Origin of the sequence: Umezawaea sp. (assembly GCF_036375055.1) — a bacterium.
Classification (GTDB): domain Bacteria; phylum Actinomycetota; class Actinomycetes; order Mycobacteriales; family Pseudonocardiaceae; genus Umezawaea.
This window is the reverse complement of sequence record NZ_DASUSQ010000026.1, coordinates 73,265-88,348: the sequence shown is the minus strand read 5'-3', so window position 1 is coordinate 88,348 and position 15,084 is coordinate 73,265. Positions and strand designations below refer to the sequence as shown.

The window sequence follows — 15,084 nt, the reverse complement described above, 5'->3', positions numbered from 1 at the left end:
GCCGAGCATCCGCTCGCGACCCCCGGAAAGCCGGGAGCCCTGAACGCGCGACGCGTCCAGGGCTCCCGGTCGAGCGCGGCCGATCAGTCGTTGCCCGACTCCAGCGCCGCGTGGTCGAGCAGTTCGTCGTCCGCCACCTCACCGCGCGACGCGATGGCCTCGGCCCCGCCGTCGGGCATGGTGCCGATCAGTTCGGTCGACGTCACCTGCGCGGCGCTGATCAGCGCCGACTGCCTGCTGCCGACCATGCCGAACCCGGCGTACAGCTCCAGCTTCGCGCGGGAGTCGGCGATGTCGAGGTTGCGCATCGTGAGCTGGCCGATGCGGTCGACCGGGCCGAACGCCGAGTCCTCGGTGCGTTCCATGGACAGCTTGTCGGGGTGGTAGCTGAACGACGGCCCGGTGGTGTCGAGGATCGAGTAGTCGTCACCGCGCCGCAGGCGCAGCGTCACCTGGCCGGTCACGGCGGTGCCGACCCAGCGCTGGAGCGCCTCGCGCATCATCAGCGCCTGCGGGTCCAGCCAGCGGCCCTCGTACATGAGCCTGCCGAGCTTGCGCCCGTCGTTGTGGTAGGCGGCCAGCGTGTCCTCGTTGTGGATCGCGTTGACGAGCCGCTCGTACGCGGCGTGCAGCAGGGCCATGCCCGGTGCCTCGTAGATGCCGCGGCTCTTGGCCTCGATGATCCGGTTCTCGATCTGGTCGGACATGCCGAGACCGTGGCGACCGCCGATGGCGTTGGCCTCCAGCACGAGGTCGACCGGCGTGCCGAACTCCTTGCCGTTGATCGTCACGGGACGGCCCTGGTCGAAGCCGATCGTGATGTCCTCGGGGGCGATCTCGACGGCGGGGTCCCAGAACCGCACGCCCATGATCGGGTCGACCAGCTCGATGCCCGTGTCGAGGTTCTCCAGCGCCTTGGCCTCGTGCGTCGCGCCCCAGATGTTCGCGTCGGTCGAGTACGCCTTCTCGGTGCTGGAGCGGTACGGCAGGTCGCGGGTCTGCAACCACTCGGACATCTCGGTGCGGCCACCCAGCTCACCGACGAACTCGGCGTCCAGCCACGGCTTGTAGATCCGCAGCGAGGGGTTGGCCAGCAGGCCGTAGCGGTAGAACCGCTCGATGTCGTTGCCCTTGTAGGTGGAGCCGTCGCCCCAGATCTGCACGTCGTCGTCGAGCATGGCCCGCACCAGCATGGTGCCGGTCACGGCCCGCCCCAGCGGCGTGGTGTTGAAGTACGTCCGACCGCCGGTGCGAATGTGGAACGCCCCGCAGGCCAGCGCCGCGAGCCCTTCCTCCACCAGCGCCGCCCGGCAGTCGACCAGCCGGGCGATCTCGGCGCCGTACAGCTCGGCGCGATCGGGCACCGACGCGATGTCGGGCTCGTCGTACTGGCCGATGTCGGCCGTGTACGTGCACGGCACCGCGCCCTTCTCGCGCATCCACGCGACCGCCACCGAGGTGTCGAGGCCGCCGGAGAAGGCAATGCCGACGCGTTCGCCGGCCGGGAGGGAAGTGAGCACTTTGGACACGACGTCAATTATGCACGACGCTGCATGATCATACAAACCCCTAGGCGCGGTTCCACCCCCCGGACCGACCCCGGAGCGCGACCCCCCAGGTCACAGCACGGTGATCGCGGTGATCCGCCAGCGCCCTCCCAGCCGCTCCGCGCGCACGTCGAGCTGGCCCGCGCGCGAGGAGTGCTCGTTGTCGGCCGATCGCAGGGTCTGCTGGTCGACGAACACGAGCAGCCGCGCGCGGTCGCCCACCAGCTCGACCACGCCGATGGAGCGCACGGCGGTGGTGAACACGACCTGCTGCTCCACGGCCCGCTGCCGGACCTCGCCGAACAGCGCGGTGTACTGCTCGACCGCCTCACCCGCCAGCACCTGGCGCGCCGAGCGCTCGGTCGCGTCGGTGTTGCCGTGGTCGTAGGAGAACACCGAGCGCACGGCGGCGCCGACCTCGTCGACGACCGCCCTGGTCGCGGAGGCGTCGACCAGCGCGGTGTTGGTGGCCCACGGGCTCTGGCGCAGGCGGTCCGCGGCCAGGCCGAACCACAGCGACGCGACCGCGCTGGCGACCACGACCGCCGCCAGCACACCCAGCGTCGAGGCCCGCCTCATCCGCCGTACCCCACGACCCGCACCGAGCTGAGCAGCCACTGGTCCCCCGACCTGGTCAGGTCCACGTCGAACCTGGTGCGCTTGGCCGTGGTCGGCCCGCCCTCCGGCGTGACACCGACCTCCAGCACGGCCATCAGCCCGGCCTGCCCGGAGTGGACGTCCAGCGACGTCACCGCCGCGCCGAGCACCGTCACCGCCGTCGCGGTCCTCGCCGCCCCGATGTCCCGCACGTGCGCTTCGCGGTCGCGGGTCAGCTGGTCCAGCAGCCGCCCGGTCGCCACCGACTGCCAGGACCGCTGCACCTCCACGGGATCGCGGCGGTCCACGGTGTTCAGCACCACCAGCCGCTGCTCCCCCTGGCGCAGCACCTCGTCGCGGGTCAGCGCGAAGCGCTGGGCGTCGCCGTGGCCCGCCTGCCACCACGACCAGCCGAACCAGGCCGCGCCGAGCACCCCGACGGCGGCCAGCGCCGCGAACAGCCTCACCACTCCCCCAGCCCGAGCAGTTCGGCCAGGCTCGTCGGCGAGGGCCTGGTGTCCGGCGAGCCGAGCACGCCCGGCAGCCGGGGCTCCCGCGGCGGCTCCGGCGGCGGGAGCTGCCGGGGTGTCCCGGCGACCGGGGCGTTCTGCGCGCCGCGCACGCTGATCGGGCTGTTCGGCGGCTCCGCGCAGTAGGCCTGGCCGTTGGCCGGGACGGCGGTCACGTCGTCGGCGGGCCGCTGGGCGGTGGTCTCGTAGCCCCTGGTGCACGACAAGGGGTCGAAGAAGTTGAGCACCGCGCCCAGGTGGCCGGTGCCGTCCGGTGACGTGGTGCGGGTCGTGGCCACGACGATCGGGTAGACGACGAGCGCCTGCTCGATGGCGTCCGCGCGGCTGGTGGTGATCTGGGTCGTGGTGAGCAGGTTCGCCACCAGCACGCCGAGGTCGGTGCCCGAGGTGCGCAGGACGTCGTCGACCTGCGCGGCCACGGCCGGGGCCCGGCCGATCACCGCGCGCAGGTCCGGGTCGGACTCCTTGAGCTGGGCGGAGATCCGGGCGAGCCCCTGGCCGAACGCGGCGATGTTCGCGGCTTCGGCCCGCTGCGTCTCCAGCACCGTGCGGCCGTCCGCGAGCAGCCCGATCGTCTGCGGGAGGTGGTCGACCGCCGCGCCGGTGAGGGAGTCGGCGCTGTCCAGCAGCCGCCCCAGCGGTTCCCCGGCCCCGGTGAACGCGGCGTGCAGCTCGTCCACGACCGTCCGCAGCGAGTCGGTGGGGACCGACGTGACGAGCGCGTCGAGGTTGGTCAGCACCGATTCCGGGCTGGGCGGGACGGCCGTCCGGTCGAGCGCGATCACCGAGCCCTGCCCGAGGAACGGGCCGTGCTCGTCGTCCGGTTCGAGGTCGACGTACTGCTCGCCGATCGCGGACCGGTTCGCCACCAGCGCCCGCGCGGACGCCGGGATCGGCGGCGCGGACGGCTCGACGTCGAGGTCCACCTCCACGCCCCGGTCGGTGAGCCGCAGCTCGGTGACGCGGCCGACGGTCACGCCCCGGTAGGTGACCTCGGCGTTGACGAAGATGCCGCCCGAGTCGGTGAACCGCGCGGTCACGACGTAGCCGCGCGCGCCGAGCAGCCGGTCCAGCCCGGCGTACTCCGCGCCCGTGTAGGTCAGCCCCACCACGGCGATGACGACGAGCAGCAGCAGCTGCACCCTGGTCCGGCGGCTGGTCACCCGCCACCTCCCAGCAGCCCTTCGAGCACGCCCGCCAGCCCGCCGACGGTCGGGGCGAGGGAGGGGAACCCCGGCAGCGCGAGCACCGGCGGGGCGGTCGGGGGCGCGGGCGCGGTCAGCCCCGGCACGCTCGTCAGCGGCGGCAGGGGCAGCAGCGGCCGGTTCGACGAGGCCAGGTTCTCCACCAGGTTCGACAGGTCGAGGTCGAGCCGGACGTCGGAGTTGAAGTAGTCGCCCTTGACGGCGTTCGCCGCGTAGGGCGTGAACGGGTAGGTGGCGATCGTGGTCATCGCCTTCGGCAGGCTGTCGCCCGCCTCCACCAGCCGCCGCAGGATCGGCACGAGCGCGTGCAGGTCGGCGACGACGTCCTCGCGGCCGCGGTTCAGCGTGTCGACGGCGACCGCGGACAGCTCGTCCAGCGACCGCAGCATCGTCACGAGTTCGCCGCGCTGCTCGGTGATCACCTGGAGGCCGGGGGCCAGGTGGTCCAGCGTGGTGGTGATGGCGCCGGTCTGCGCCACCAGCGTCCCGGACAGCCGGTCGAGGCCGTCGATCGCCCTGGTGATCTCCTCCTTCTGCCCGTCGAGGTTGCCGACGAACGTGTCCATCGTGGACAGGAACGAGCGGATCCGCGGCTCCTTGCCGGACATGGCCGCGTTCAGCTCCGCCACGATGTCGCGGATCTGGGCGACGCCCCCGCCGTTGAGCAGCAGCGACAGCGCGCCCAGCACCTCCTCGATCTCCGGGTTGCGGTTGGTGCGGCTGAGGGGGATGACCGCGCCGTCGGTCAGCTCGCCCCGAGCGGCCTCACCGCTCGGCCCGCCCAGCTCGACGTACTTCTCCCCCAGCAGGCTCGACTGGCGCAGGTTCGCGGAGGCGTTCGCGGGCAGCCGCACGTCGCCGTTGACCGCCACGGTGACCAGCGCGGTCCTGTTGTCCGGCGCCAGTTCGACCCGCTCGACCCGGCCGACGGCCACGTCCGCGGTCTTCACGCTGGCCTGCGGCACCAGGTCCAGCACGTCGGCGAACTCCGCGGTGATCCGGAACGGGCGGTCGCCGAGGTCGGCTCCGCCGGGCAGCGGGACGTCGTAGAGGCCGCCCGAGCACCCGCCGAGCGCCAGCACGGCGAGCAGGCACCACCGCCGGGCCGTCACCGGTCCGCTCCCCGGTACCAGACCTCCATGGCGGGCAGCGGGAGCGGCGGCAGCGTGCCCTGCTGGACGGCGGCCAGCACCTCGGCGACCGAGGGCAGCCGGACCACCCCGTCCAGGACGGGCGCGAGCTGCTCGCACGCGGAGGCCAGCACGTCCGGCACCTGCTTCGGCGTGGTGAGCCGGAGCAGCTTGCACGCCATCAGCACCGGCGGGTAGGTCAGCTCGTTGAGGTTGGCGCGCACGGCGATCGTGCCGGACGCCTCGTCGTAGGCGTTCAGCAGCCCGGACGCCGCGTTCGGCGCGATGTCGAGCACCTCGGCCAGCGCGCCGCGCTGGTCGACGAGCGCCTTCGTGACGCCGGTGAGCCTGCTGACGGTGGACTGGAGCAGTTCCCGGTTCTGCTCCACGAAGCCCTGGACGTCGGTCAGCGCGAGGGCGAGCGACGCCAGCGCCGCACCGGCCTGCTCGCTGTCGGCCGCGAGGAACGTGGACACGTCGGCGACCCGGCCGCTGAACTCCCGGACCTGGCCGTCGCTCTCGGCCAGCGCGCCGGTGAAGTCGCGCAGGTTGTCGACCGTGGCGAACAGGTCGCCCTTGGACCTGTCCAGCGCGGACGCCGCCTCCGCGAGCCGGGTGACGGTGTCGTTGAGGTTCTGCCCGTTCCCGTCGAGGTTGGCCGCCGCCACGTCGAGCAGGTCCGACAGCGCGCCGTCGGCGTTGGCCCCGTTCGGTCCCAGCGCGGTCGAGAGGTCGTTGAGGCTCCCGTACAGCGAGTCCAGCTCCACCGGGGTGGCGGTGCGCTCCCTGGGGATGCCCGCGCCCGGCGCCAGCTCAGCGCCGTCGCGGTAGGCGGGCGTGAGCTGCACGTACCGGTCGCTGACCAGGCTGGGTGCCACGACGACGGCGCGGACGTCGGCGGGGACCCGGACGTCGCGGTCCACCAGGATGTCCACGTCGACCTGCCCGCCGCGCGGCCGGACGCCGGTGATCAGGCCGACCTGGACGCCGAGCACCCGCACCGCCGATCCGGTGTGGACGCCGACGGCCTTGTCGAACACGGCGGTGACGCGCCTGCCGGTCGACCCGATCCGCACCCACCACAGCGCTCCGGCGGCCAGCAGCGCGAACACGCAGCCCAGCGCGAGCCACCTGCCGAGGTCGCGGCCCCCGTCCGTCCTCATCGGACACCCGCCGCGAGCGGCGGGAGGCAGCCCTCCGGGTTGACCTGCACCACGTCCGTGACGATCGGTGGTGGGAGCAGGCCGCACAGGTAGCCCTCGAACCAGCGCCCGTTGCCGACGGTGTTGCCGAACACCCGCACGAACGGCGCCATGGACGCCAGCGCGGCGCTGAGGTTGTCCTGGTTGCGCTGCAACACCGCGGTGACCCGGTCGAGCCGCTCCAGCGTCGGCGTGAGCTGGGCGGTGTTGTCGGCGACCAGCCCGCGCAGCTCGTCGGCGAGCGTCCGGGTGCCCGTCAGCAGGGCGCTGATCGCCTCGCGGCGCAGTCGCAGCTCGCCGAGCAGCAGGGTGCCGTCGGAGATCAGCCTGCGCAGCTCGCCGTCCCGGTCGGCCAGGGTCCCGCTGATCCGGCTCGCGTTCGCGGCCAGGTCGACCAGCTGCTCGTCGCGCGAGGAGATGGTCCTCGACAGCGACGACAGGCCGTCGAGCGCGCTCCTGAGGTGCGGCGGGGTGTCCGCCAACGCCTCGGCGACGACCTCGAAGCTCTCCGCGAGCTGGTCGGTGTCGATGCGGCTCACCGTGTCCGAGAGCTGCCCGACCGCCTCGGAGACGTCGAACGGCGCCAGGGTCCGCTCGCGCGGGATGACCACGTCCGGGTCCAGCGGGGCGCCACCGGCCGGGGCGAGGTCGAGGTACTTGTCCCCCAGCAGCGTCTTGATGCCGATGGACGCCGACGTCCGGTCCCCCAGCCAGGTGTCGCGCACCCGGAAGACGACGTCGACCTGGTCGCCCGCGAGGCCGACCCCGGTCACCTCGCCGACCTTGACGCCTGCGACGCGGACCTCGTTGCCCGACGCCAACCCGGCCGACTCGCTGAAGTAGGCCCGGTAGGTCACGCCACCGCCGATCAGCGGCAGGTCGTCGAGGTTGAAGGCGACGGTGGCGCCGAGCGCGATGACGGCGAGCGTCGCCATCCCCACGCGCGCCTGGTCACGATCTCGCAGGGGTTTCACGGGCCGCACCTCTCGGGCATCCTCGTCGCGGGCAGGGGGGCGATGGGCACCTCGACGCCGAGCGAGGAGATGCCGACGGTCCCGGACATCCGGCACAGGAAGAAGTTGAACCAGCTCCCGTAGCTCGCGGTCCTGGTGAACGCCTGGAGGTTGCCGGGGAGGCCGACCAGCAGCTCGTCGATCACCTGCTCGCTGTCGTCGAGCGTGGTGGACAGCAGGCCGAGCGCCGCGATGTCGTCCTTGAGCGGCGGGCGCGCGTCGGTGAGCAGCCCGGCGGTGGTGCCGGTCAGCTCGCCCAGCGCGCCGATGGCCTCGCCGATCGGCGCGCGCTGCTCGGCGAGGCCGGTCGCGAGCTGCTGCACCTGGACGATCAGCCCGGACAGCTCGGGGCCGCGCGCGTTGACGGTGCCGAGCACGGTGTTCAGGTTGTCGATCACCTGCCCGATCACCGCGTCCTTGTCGGCCAGCGCGGTGGTGAGGGACGCGGTGTGCGCGAGCAGGCTGTCGACCGTGCCGCCCTCGCCCTGCAACACCTGGATGATCTCGTGGGACAGCGTGTTCACCTGCTCGGGGTCCAGCGCCCGGAACAGCGGCTTGAACCCGTTGAACAGCACCGTGAGGTTCAGCGCGGGCCGCGTCCGCTCCAGCGGGATCGCCCCGCCGGGCGGCAGGGTGGCGCCGACGTCGCCGACGCCGACGTCGCCGACGCCGACGTCCAGCGCCACGTAGCGCTGGCCGATGAGGTTGCGGTACCTGATCACCGCCGAGACGCTCGCGGGCAGCACCCGCCGCTCCTCGACCTCGAAGCCGACCTCGGCGAGCGTCCGGTCCGCCACGGCGATCGACGTGACCCGCCCCACCCGGACCCCGGACATCCGCACGTCGTCGCCGACGTTCAGGCCGACGACGTCGGTGAACCTGGCGGTGTACGAGGACGTGCCGCCGCCGCCGAAGTTCGCGATGGTCGCGCCGAGGACCCAGGTCAGCGTGATCGTCACGGCGGCGAAGACCACCATCTTCACCAGCGCGGGCCGGAAGGCGTTCACCGCAGCTCCACCTCCGCCCCTCGGTAGAGCGGGCCGAGCAGCAGCGCGCTCCAGCTCGGCACCTCCTCCGGCACCACGCCCAGTTCCGCCGCCGCCAGCAGGCCCACGAGCTTCTGCTCCTCCGGCGAGTTCGCCAGCGCGGGCGCGCCGACGGCGGACGGCTTCGTGGACCCGTCGAGCACCGGGCCGCCCGGCGGGTACTGGGGGAACTTGCCCGGCGGCTCGACCGGGTCGTAGCAGCGCGGGCCGCGCTTGTCGTCGTAGCGCGGGGTGTCGACGCCGGGCAGGTACTTGCCGCGGCTGGTGGTGATCTCCAGGGTGAACTTGCCGATCTGCGGGTGCTCGGTGCCCTTGCCGAAGGTGAAGTCGGCCCGGTCGACCGACTCCGCGAGCTGCTTGAGCACGCACGGGTACTCGGGCGCGTACCGGGCGAGCAGCTCCAGCGTCGGCCTGGCGGTCGCGCTGAGGTTGATCAGGTTGTTCCGGTTGACCCGCAGGAAGTTCTCCAGGTCGATCGCCGTGGTGGTGAGCGTGCCGTACAGCTCCAGCAGGTTCTCCCGCTGCTCGACGAGCGTGCGGCTGGTCGTCGTCAGGTCGGCCAGCGCCCCCAGCAGGTCCGGTGCGGCGCCGGCGTAGTCCTCGGCCACGTCGGCGAGCGCGGTGACGTCGGCGTTGAGGTCCGGGATGGACGCGGTGAGCGCGGCCACGTACCGGTCCAGCCGCACGACCGTGTCGCCCAGCCGCGCGCCGCGCCCGTCCAGCGCACGGGACATCGCGGTCAGCGTCGCGGACAGCTTCTGCGGCTGCACGGCCTGCACCAGCGGCATGAGGTCGGCCAGCACCCGGTCGACCTCGATCGCGGCGCTGCTGCGGTCCTGGCCGATCACGTCGCCCTCGGCGAGGCGGGCCGCCGAGGGCCGCTCGGGGACCTGCAACGCCACGTAGCGCTCGCCGAACAGCGTCTTCGGCAGCAGCCGCGCGGCGACGTTGGCCGGGATCAGGTCCACCCGGTCCGGCCGCAGCGCGAGGTCGAGCACGGCCGCGCCGCCGGTCGCCCGCACGGCCCGCACCTCGCCGACGACGACCCCGCGGATCTTGACGTCGGCGCCGCGCTGGAGCTGGCTGCCGACGCCGGTCGCCTCCAGCCTGACGAGCACGACCGACGTGAACACCTTGCGGTACACGCCGATCGAGCCCGCGACGAACAGCGCGGCGACGAGCAGGAACGCCACGCCCAGCGCCTGGTGCCGCAGCCTGGTGCTCATCCGGCTATCCGCACCGTCGTGGTGGCGCCCCAGATCGCCAGGCTGAGGAAGAAGTCCAGCAGCATCTGGAGCACCAGCGCCGCGCGCACGGCCCGGCCGACCGCGACGCCGACGCCCGCCGGTCCGCCGGTGGCGTGGTAGCCGTAGTAGCAGTGCGCCAGGATCACCACGGTCGCGAACACCACGACCTTCAGGAACGACCACAGCACGTCCTGCGGGGACAGGAAGAGCGTGAAGTAGTGGTCGTAGGTGCCCGCGGACTGGCCGTAGAACAGCACGGTCACCTGTCTGGACGCGAGGTAGGAGCAGAGCAGGCCGACGACGTAGAGCGGGACCACCGCGCCGAGCCCGGCGATCACCCGCGTGGTGACCAGGAACGGCACGCTGGGCACGCCCATCACCTCCAGCGCGTCGATCTCCTCGGAGATCCGCATCGCGCCGAGCTGGGCGGTGAACCCGCACCCGACGGTCGCCGACAGCGCGAGCCCCGCCGCGAGCGGCGCCACCTCCCTGGTGTTGAAGTAGGCGGAGATGAACCCGGTGAGCGCGGCGGTGCCCATCTGGTTGAGCGCCGCGTAGCCCTGGAGCCCCACGATCATCCCGGTGAACAGGGTCATGCCGATCATCACGCCGAGCGTGCCGCCGATGATCGCGAGCGCCCCGCTGCCGAAGGTCACCTCGGCGAGCAGGCGCAGCGTCTCCCTGGGGTGGCGGACGAGCGTGGCGGGCACCCAGGCGATCACCCGGCCGTAGAAGGCGAGCTGGTGGCCGAGCCCTTCGAGCGCGTCGAACGGCGTGGAGCGCGACCGGGCCCGCGCCATCACGTGCCCTTCGCCGGGACGACGCCGAGGTAGATCGCCGTCAGCACGACGTTGATCAGGAACAGCAGGAGGAACGTGATGACGACGGCCTGGTTGACCGCGTCCCCGACGCCCTTGGGGCCCGCGGGCGGGTTCAGGCCCCGGTAGGCGGCGACGACCCCCGCCACGAACCCGTAGAGCAGCGCCTTGAACTCGCTGATCCACAGGTCGGGCAGCTGGGCGAGCGCGTTGAAGCCGGCCAGGTAGGCACCGGGCGTGCCGCCCTGCACGACCACGTTGAAGAAGTAGCCGCCGAGCACGCCGACGACGCTGACCACCCCGTTGAGCAGCACCGCGACGACCATCGCGCCCAACACCCTCGGCACGACCAGCCGGTGCGTCGCGGAGACGCCCATGACCTCCAGCGCGTCGATCTCGTCGCGGATCTTGCGGGCGCCGATGTCCGCGCACATCGCCGAACCGCCCGCGCCCGCGACGAGCAGCGCGGTGATCAGCGGGCTCGCCTGCTGGATGATCGCGAGCGCGCTGGCCGCGCCGGTGAACGACTGGGCGCCGATCTGCTTGGTCAGCGCGCCGAGCTGGAGCGCGATCACCGCGCCGAACGGGATGGAGACCAGCGCCGTCGGCAGGACCGTGACGCTGGCGAAGAACCACGCCTGCGTCACGACCTCCTTGAACTGGAACGGTCTGCGCGGGATCATCCGCAGCACGTCCCAGGCGAGCGAGGACATCCGGCCGACCTGGCGGAACGCGGCGCCGCCGAAGTAGCCGTACTGGATGTCGCCGCTCACCACGCCTCCCCCGGATCACCTCAGGCCGGAGCGTTACCCAGGTCACACTAGAATCTGTTCTCGTTTATCTCAAGGCCCACCTCCCTGCGCCGACCCCGGTCCTACTACTGTTGAACTGCGGCGATGCCATCACGGGACCGGAATAATCTCCTTTTGATAGAACTCGTTCTAGAGGATTCCTCAGTTCTGTTCGGACAGCGCGGCGATGACCTTGTCCTGGGTGATGGGCAGGTCGGTGATCCGGCGCCCGATGGCGTGGTGCACGGCGTTGCCGATGGCGGCGGTGACGCCGGTCATCGGGGTCTCGCCGAAGCCGCGGGCGCCGAGCGCGGGGCTGGCCGGGTCCGGCCGGTCGATGAAGCTCACGTCGACCTCCGGCACGTCGGCGTTGACCGGCACGAGGTAGCCGGACAGGTTCGGCGTGAGCACCCGGCCGAGGTGCGGGTCCACCAGGGTGTGCTCGGTGAGGGTGAACCCGATGCCCCAGACCGCCCCACCGATGGCCTGGCTGCGGACGGTCTGCCGGTTCAGGACCCGACCGGTGTCGAAGACCCCGACGACCCTGCGGACGCGCACCCGCCCCACCACCGGGTCGACGCGCACCTCGACGAACACCGCGCCCACCGAGTAGGCCAGCGGCACCGGGACCGGGTTGCTGGTGACCTCGACCGGCCTGCCGAGGCGGCGCAGCACGTCCCGGTAGGAGACCCGCCGCCGGGGCTGGTCGGCCACGAACAGGTACCCGTCGGCCGTGCTGACGCGCTCCGGCGGCACACCGTGCAGCGGCCCTCCCCCGTCGGCGACGGCGGCGGCGACCACCTGCTCGCGGGCCGCGGTGGCCGCCCTGACCACACCGCTGCCGACGCTCGGCACGGTGGCCGAGGCCGCCGAGGCGAACGCGGGAGGGAAGTCCGTGTCGCCCAGGAGGAACGTGACGTCGTGGGCGGGCAGGCCGAGCACCTCGGCCCCGACCTGGCCCATGACCGTGCGGGTGCCCGTGCCGATGTCCTGCGTGCCCGAGCGGATGGTCGCGGTGCCGTCGAGCGAGATCGTCACGGTGGCCCCGGAACCGGGACGCCCACCGGCCGTGTGCGCGGCCGTGGCCATGCCGAGGCCGACCAGTTCGGCACCGTCGCGGGTGGACCCCGGCCGGGGGTCGCGGCGCGACCAGCCGAACCGGCGCGCGCCCTCCTCGTAGCACTCGCGCAGGTGGTTGCTGCCGTGCCGGACCCCGGTCTCCTGGTTGGTGTCCGAGAAGTTGCGCAGCCGCAGCTCCACCGGGTCCACGCCGAGCGCGTAGCTCAGCTCGTCCATCGCGGACTCCAGCGCGTGGGAGGTCGCCGCCTCCGGTGACCGCACGAAGCTGCCGGTGGCCAGGTCCAGGCGCACGGCGCGCTGGGTGGAGCGCACGTTCGGGCAGGCGTAGAGCATCCGGGTGGGCTCGGAGCTGTTGAACAGCGCCTCCTCCGTGCGCGACACCTGCTGCGTCACGACGTGCTCGACCGCGGTCAGCCCGCCGTCGCGGGTCGCCCCGAGGCGCAGCGCCTGCCGGGTCTCGGCGCGGTGGCCGTTGGAGGTGTAGGTGTCCGCGCGGGACAGGACGAGCTTGACGGGCCTGCCGACCTGCCGGGCGACCGCCGCGGCGAGCACGGTGTGCGGCCACACCGGTCCCTTGGCGCCGAACCCGCCGCCGACGTGGGGCGTGACGACCCGGACGTTCTCCCTCGGCAGGCCGAACGCCTGCACCAGCGCGTTCTGGGTGTTGGTGATGCCCTGCGTGGACTCGTGCACGGTCAGCCGGTCGCCGGTCCACTCGGCCACCGTCGCCGACGGCTCCAGGGCGTTGTGGTGCTGCAACGGGGTCGTGCACGCGGTCTCGACCACCACGTCCGCGGCGGCGAACCCGGCCGCGACGTCGCCGCGCTGGTAGTCGTTGGGGCCGTCGTTGCCCGGTGGTGGCACGTAGGCCTCGCCCATCGAGTCGGCGAGCACGACCCGCGGCGGTTCCGCCCGGTAGGTCACCCGGACCTGGGTCGCGGCGTGCCGCGCCTGCTCCAGGGTCTCCGCCACGACGACCGCCACGGGCTGGCCCGCGTGCCGGACCACGTCGTCCTGCACGGGCAGGAACCGCTTGAGGTAGGCCGCCGTCGGGCCGGGCACGGTGAGCCGGGGCATGGTCAGGTGGGTGACGACGCCGAGCACACCGGGAGCGGCCTGCGCCGCGGCGGTGTCCAGCGCGGTGACGCGACCGCGCGCGACGGTGCTCGTCACCAGGACGGCGTGGGTCACGCCCGGCACGTCGGCGTCGGCGGCGTACCGGGCGGCCCCGGTGACCTTGGCCATGCCGTCCACCCGCGTGAGGGGTCGACCGACCACGGACGGGCTCATCGGGTCCTCCTGAACCGTCGCAGGACGTCGGTGGTGGCGCGCTGGAGCAGCGGCACCTTGAAGGCGTTGTGCTCGCGCGGCACGGCGTCGCGCACCAGCGCGGTGACGGCGGCGCTGATCGCCGGGTCGTCCAGGCGCCTGCCGACGAGTTCCCGCTCCGCCTCGCGCGACCGCCACGGCCGCGGCGCGACCCCGCCGAACACCAGGCGCGCCTCGCGCACCACGTCGCCGCTCAGCAGCACGGCGGCGGCCACGGAGACCACGGCGAACTCGAACGTCGCCCGGTCGCGGACCTTCAGGTACCGCGAACTCCGGGCCAGCTCCGTCACGGGCACGTCCACGCCGGTGATCAGCTCACCCGGCCGCAGGGTGGACTCCACGTGCGGGGTGTCGCCCGGCGGCGGGTAGAACTCCGCCACGGGGATCTCGCGGGGGCCGTCGGCGCCGACGACGCGCACCGTGGCCTCCAGGGCGGTGAGGGCCACGGCCAGGTCGGACGGGTGGACCGCGATGCAGTGGTCGCTGCCGCCGAGGACGGCGTGCCACCGGTTCACCCCGTCCAGCGCGGCGCACCCGCTGCCGGGGTCCCGCTTGTTGCACGGCATGGCGGGGTCGCGGAAGTACCAGCACCGCGTGCGCTGGAGGAGGTTCCCGCCCAGGGAGGCCATGTTGCGCACCTGGGGCGACGCGCTCGCCAGCAGCGCCTGCGCCAGCGCGGGCAGCCTGCGGACGACCTCGCCGTGCGCGGCGACGTCGCTCATCCGGCTCAGGGAGCCGAGGCGGACGAGCGTGTCGGAGACCCGCACGTCGGTCAGCGGCAGGGAGTTGATGTCGACCAGGCGGTCGTGCCGCTGCACGCCGTCCTTCATGAGGTTGAGCAGGTCGGTGCCGCCCGCGACGTAGCGCGAGCCGGGCGCGGTGCCGAGGGCGACGGCGTCCTCGGTCCGGTCGGGGCGTGAGTAGGCGAACGAGTCCATTCAGGTCATCTCCTCCGCGGCGTCGCGAACGGCCGCCACGATGTTGGGGTAGCAGCCGCAGCGGCACAGGTTGCCGCTCATCCAGTCCCGGATCTCGTCGTCGGACCCGGTGTGCCCCTCCGCGACGCACGCGACGGCCGACATGATCTGGCCCGGTGTGCAGAAGCCGCACTGGAACGCGTCGCGGCGGAGGAAGGCGGCCTGCACGGGGTGCGGTTCGCCGTCCGCGAGGCCCTCGACGGTGGTGATCTCGCGGTCCTGCTGCATGACGGCGAGCGTCAGGCAGGACTTGATCCGCCGCCCGTCGGCGAGCACGGTGCACGCGCCGCACTCGCCGCGGTCGCAGCCCTTCTTGGTGCCGGTCAGCCCCAGGCGCTCGCGCAGGGCGTCGAGCAGCGTCACCCGCGGTTCGAGGACCTGCTCGTGGGTCGTCCCGTTGACGCGCAGGGAGATCCGGACGGTGCCGTCGGCCGCGGCGAGCGCGGCCCGCGGCCACGCGGGCAGCGAGGTGGTCGCCGTGGCCGCGGCACCGGCCTTGAGCACGGTGCGCCTGGTGGGGGTGAAGGCGGGCGGTGGCTCGTCCTCGGACATCGGGACGCCTCCTTCTGTTA

General features: G+C 72.9%; 14 protein-coding genes. All 14 read right to left on the bottom strand.

All coding sequences use genetic code 11. The annotated features are described in order from the left end of the window. Positions 1–83 precede the first annotated feature (83 nt). The gene (gene argG, locus VFZ92_RS08670; RefSeq protein ID WP_330875292.1) at positions 84–1,529 is read right to left on the bottom strand and encodes an argininosuccinate synthase; all 1,446 of its coding nucleotides are present in this window, start codon (positions 1,527–1,529) and stop codon (positions 84–86) included. Positions 1,530–1,619: 90 nt separating this feature from the next. Further along, on the bottom strand, positions 1,620–2,126 hold the full coding sequence (locus VFZ92_RS08665) for a hypothetical protein (RefSeq protein ID WP_330875291.1): 507 nt from the start codon (positions 2,124–2,126) through the stop codon (positions 1,620–1,622). Further along, the gene (locus VFZ92_RS08660; RefSeq protein ID WP_330875290.1) at positions 2,123–2,611 is read right to left on the bottom strand and encodes a hypothetical protein; all 489 of its coding nucleotides are present in this window, start codon (positions 2,609–2,611) and stop codon (positions 2,123–2,125) included. Before VFZ92_RS08660 ends, VFZ92_RS08665 begins: the two co-directional genes overlap by 4 nt. Further along, the gene (locus VFZ92_RS08655; protein WP_330875289.1) at positions 2,608–3,837 is read right to left on the bottom strand and encodes an MCE family protein; all 1,230 of its coding nucleotides are present in this window, start codon (positions 3,835–3,837) and stop codon (positions 2,608–2,610) included. Before VFZ92_RS08655 ends, VFZ92_RS08660 begins: the two co-directional genes overlap by 4 nt. Beyond that, on the bottom strand, positions 3,834–4,991 hold the full coding sequence (locus VFZ92_RS08650; protein ID WP_330875288.1) for an MCE family protein: 1,158 nt from the start codon (positions 4,989–4,991) through the stop codon (positions 3,834–3,836). Before VFZ92_RS08650 ends, VFZ92_RS08655 begins: the two co-directional genes overlap by 4 nt. Further along, positions 4,988–6,172 carry an MCE family protein gene (locus tag VFZ92_RS08645; protein ID WP_330875287.1) on the bottom strand — a complete coding sequence of 395 codons (1,185 nt, stop codon included), beginning with the start codon at positions 6,170–6,172 and terminating at the stop codon, positions 4,988–4,990. The genes VFZ92_RS08650 and VFZ92_RS08645 overlap by 4 nt, the downstream gene beginning before the upstream one ends. Further along, complete coding sequence (locus tag VFZ92_RS08640; protein WP_330875286.1) at positions 6,169–7,185, bottom strand: MCE family protein; 1,017 nt, start codon at positions 7,183–7,185, stop codon at positions 6,169–6,171. Before VFZ92_RS08640 ends, VFZ92_RS08645 begins: the two co-directional genes overlap by 4 nt. Continuing rightward, a complete protein-coding gene (locus tag VFZ92_RS08635) occupies positions 7,182–8,231 on the bottom strand; it encodes an MCE family protein (RefSeq protein WP_330875285.1) in 1,050 nt (349 codons plus the stop codon). Before VFZ92_RS08635 ends, VFZ92_RS08640 begins: the two co-directional genes overlap by 4 nt. Further along, a complete protein-coding gene (locus VFZ92_RS08630; RefSeq protein ID WP_330875284.1) occupies positions 8,228–9,496 on the bottom strand; it encodes an MCE family protein in 1,269 nt (422 codons plus the stop codon). The genes VFZ92_RS08635 and VFZ92_RS08630 overlap by 4 nt, the downstream gene beginning before the upstream one ends. Further along, positions 9,493–10,317: an ABC transporter permease gene (locus tag VFZ92_RS08625; protein ID WP_330875283.1), complete on the bottom strand. Its 825-nt coding sequence runs from the start codon at positions 10,315–10,317 to the stop codon at positions 9,493–9,495. Before VFZ92_RS08625 ends, VFZ92_RS08630 begins: the two co-directional genes overlap by 4 nt. Beyond that, on the bottom strand, positions 10,317–11,048 hold the full coding sequence (locus VFZ92_RS08620) for an ABC transporter permease (RefSeq protein ID WP_330875313.1): 732 nt from the start codon (positions 11,046–11,048) through the stop codon (positions 10,317–10,319). The genes VFZ92_RS08625 and VFZ92_RS08620 overlap by 1 nt, the downstream gene beginning before the upstream one ends. A 240-nt stretch (positions 11,049–11,288) precedes the next feature. Beyond that, complete coding sequence (locus VFZ92_RS08615) at positions 11,289–13,496, bottom strand: xanthine dehydrogenase family protein molybdopterin-binding subunit (RefSeq protein ID WP_330875282.1); 2,208 nt, start codon at positions 13,494–13,496, stop codon at positions 11,289–11,291. Next, on the bottom strand, positions 13,493–14,473 hold the full coding sequence (locus tag VFZ92_RS08610; protein WP_330875281.1) for a xanthine dehydrogenase family protein subunit M: 981 nt from the start codon (positions 14,471–14,473) through the stop codon (positions 13,493–13,495). Before VFZ92_RS08610 ends, VFZ92_RS08615 begins: the two co-directional genes overlap by 4 nt. Then, positions 14,474–15,064 carry a (2Fe-2S)-binding protein gene (locus VFZ92_RS08605; RefSeq protein WP_330875280.1) on the bottom strand — a complete coding sequence of 197 codons (591 nt, stop codon included), beginning with the start codon at positions 15,062–15,064 and terminating at the stop codon, positions 14,474–14,476. Positions 15,065–15,084: the final 20 nt, after the last annotated feature.

Excerpts from the sequence above, each read along its gene's own strand:
- VFZ92_RS08665 (WP_330875291.1), bottom strand. The coding sequence starts at position 2,126 with ATGAGGCGGGCCTCGACGCTGGGTGTGCTGGCGGCGGTCGTGGTCGCC.
- VFZ92_RS08645 (WP_330875287.1), bottom strand. The coding sequence starts at position 6,172 with ATGAGGACGGACGGGGGCCGCGACCTCGGCAGGTGGCTCGCGCTGGGC.
- VFZ92_RS08630 (WP_330875284.1), bottom strand. The coding sequence starts at position 9,496 with ATGAGCACCAGGCTGCGGCACCAGGCGCTGGGCGTGGCGTTCCTGCTC.
- VFZ92_RS08625 (WP_330875283.1), bottom strand. The coding sequence starts at position 10,317 with ATGGCGCGGGCCCGGTCGCGCTCCACGCCGTTCGACGCGCTCGAAGGG.
- VFZ92_RS08620 (WP_330875313.1), bottom strand. The coding sequence starts at position 11,048 with ATGTCCTCGCTCGCCTGGGACGTGCTGCGGATGATCCCGCGCAGACCG.
- VFZ92_RS08615 (WP_330875282.1), bottom strand. The coding sequence starts at position 13,496 with ATGAGCCCGTCCGTGGTCGGTCGACCCCTCACGCGGGTGGACGGCATG.
- VFZ92_RS08610 (WP_330875281.1), bottom strand. The coding sequence starts at position 14,473 with ATGGACTCGTTCGCCTACTCACGCCCCGACCGGACCGAGGACGCCGTC.
- VFZ92_RS08605 (WP_330875280.1), bottom strand. The coding sequence starts at position 15,064 with ATGTCCGAGGACGAGCCACCGCCCGCCTTCACCCCCACCAGGCGCACC.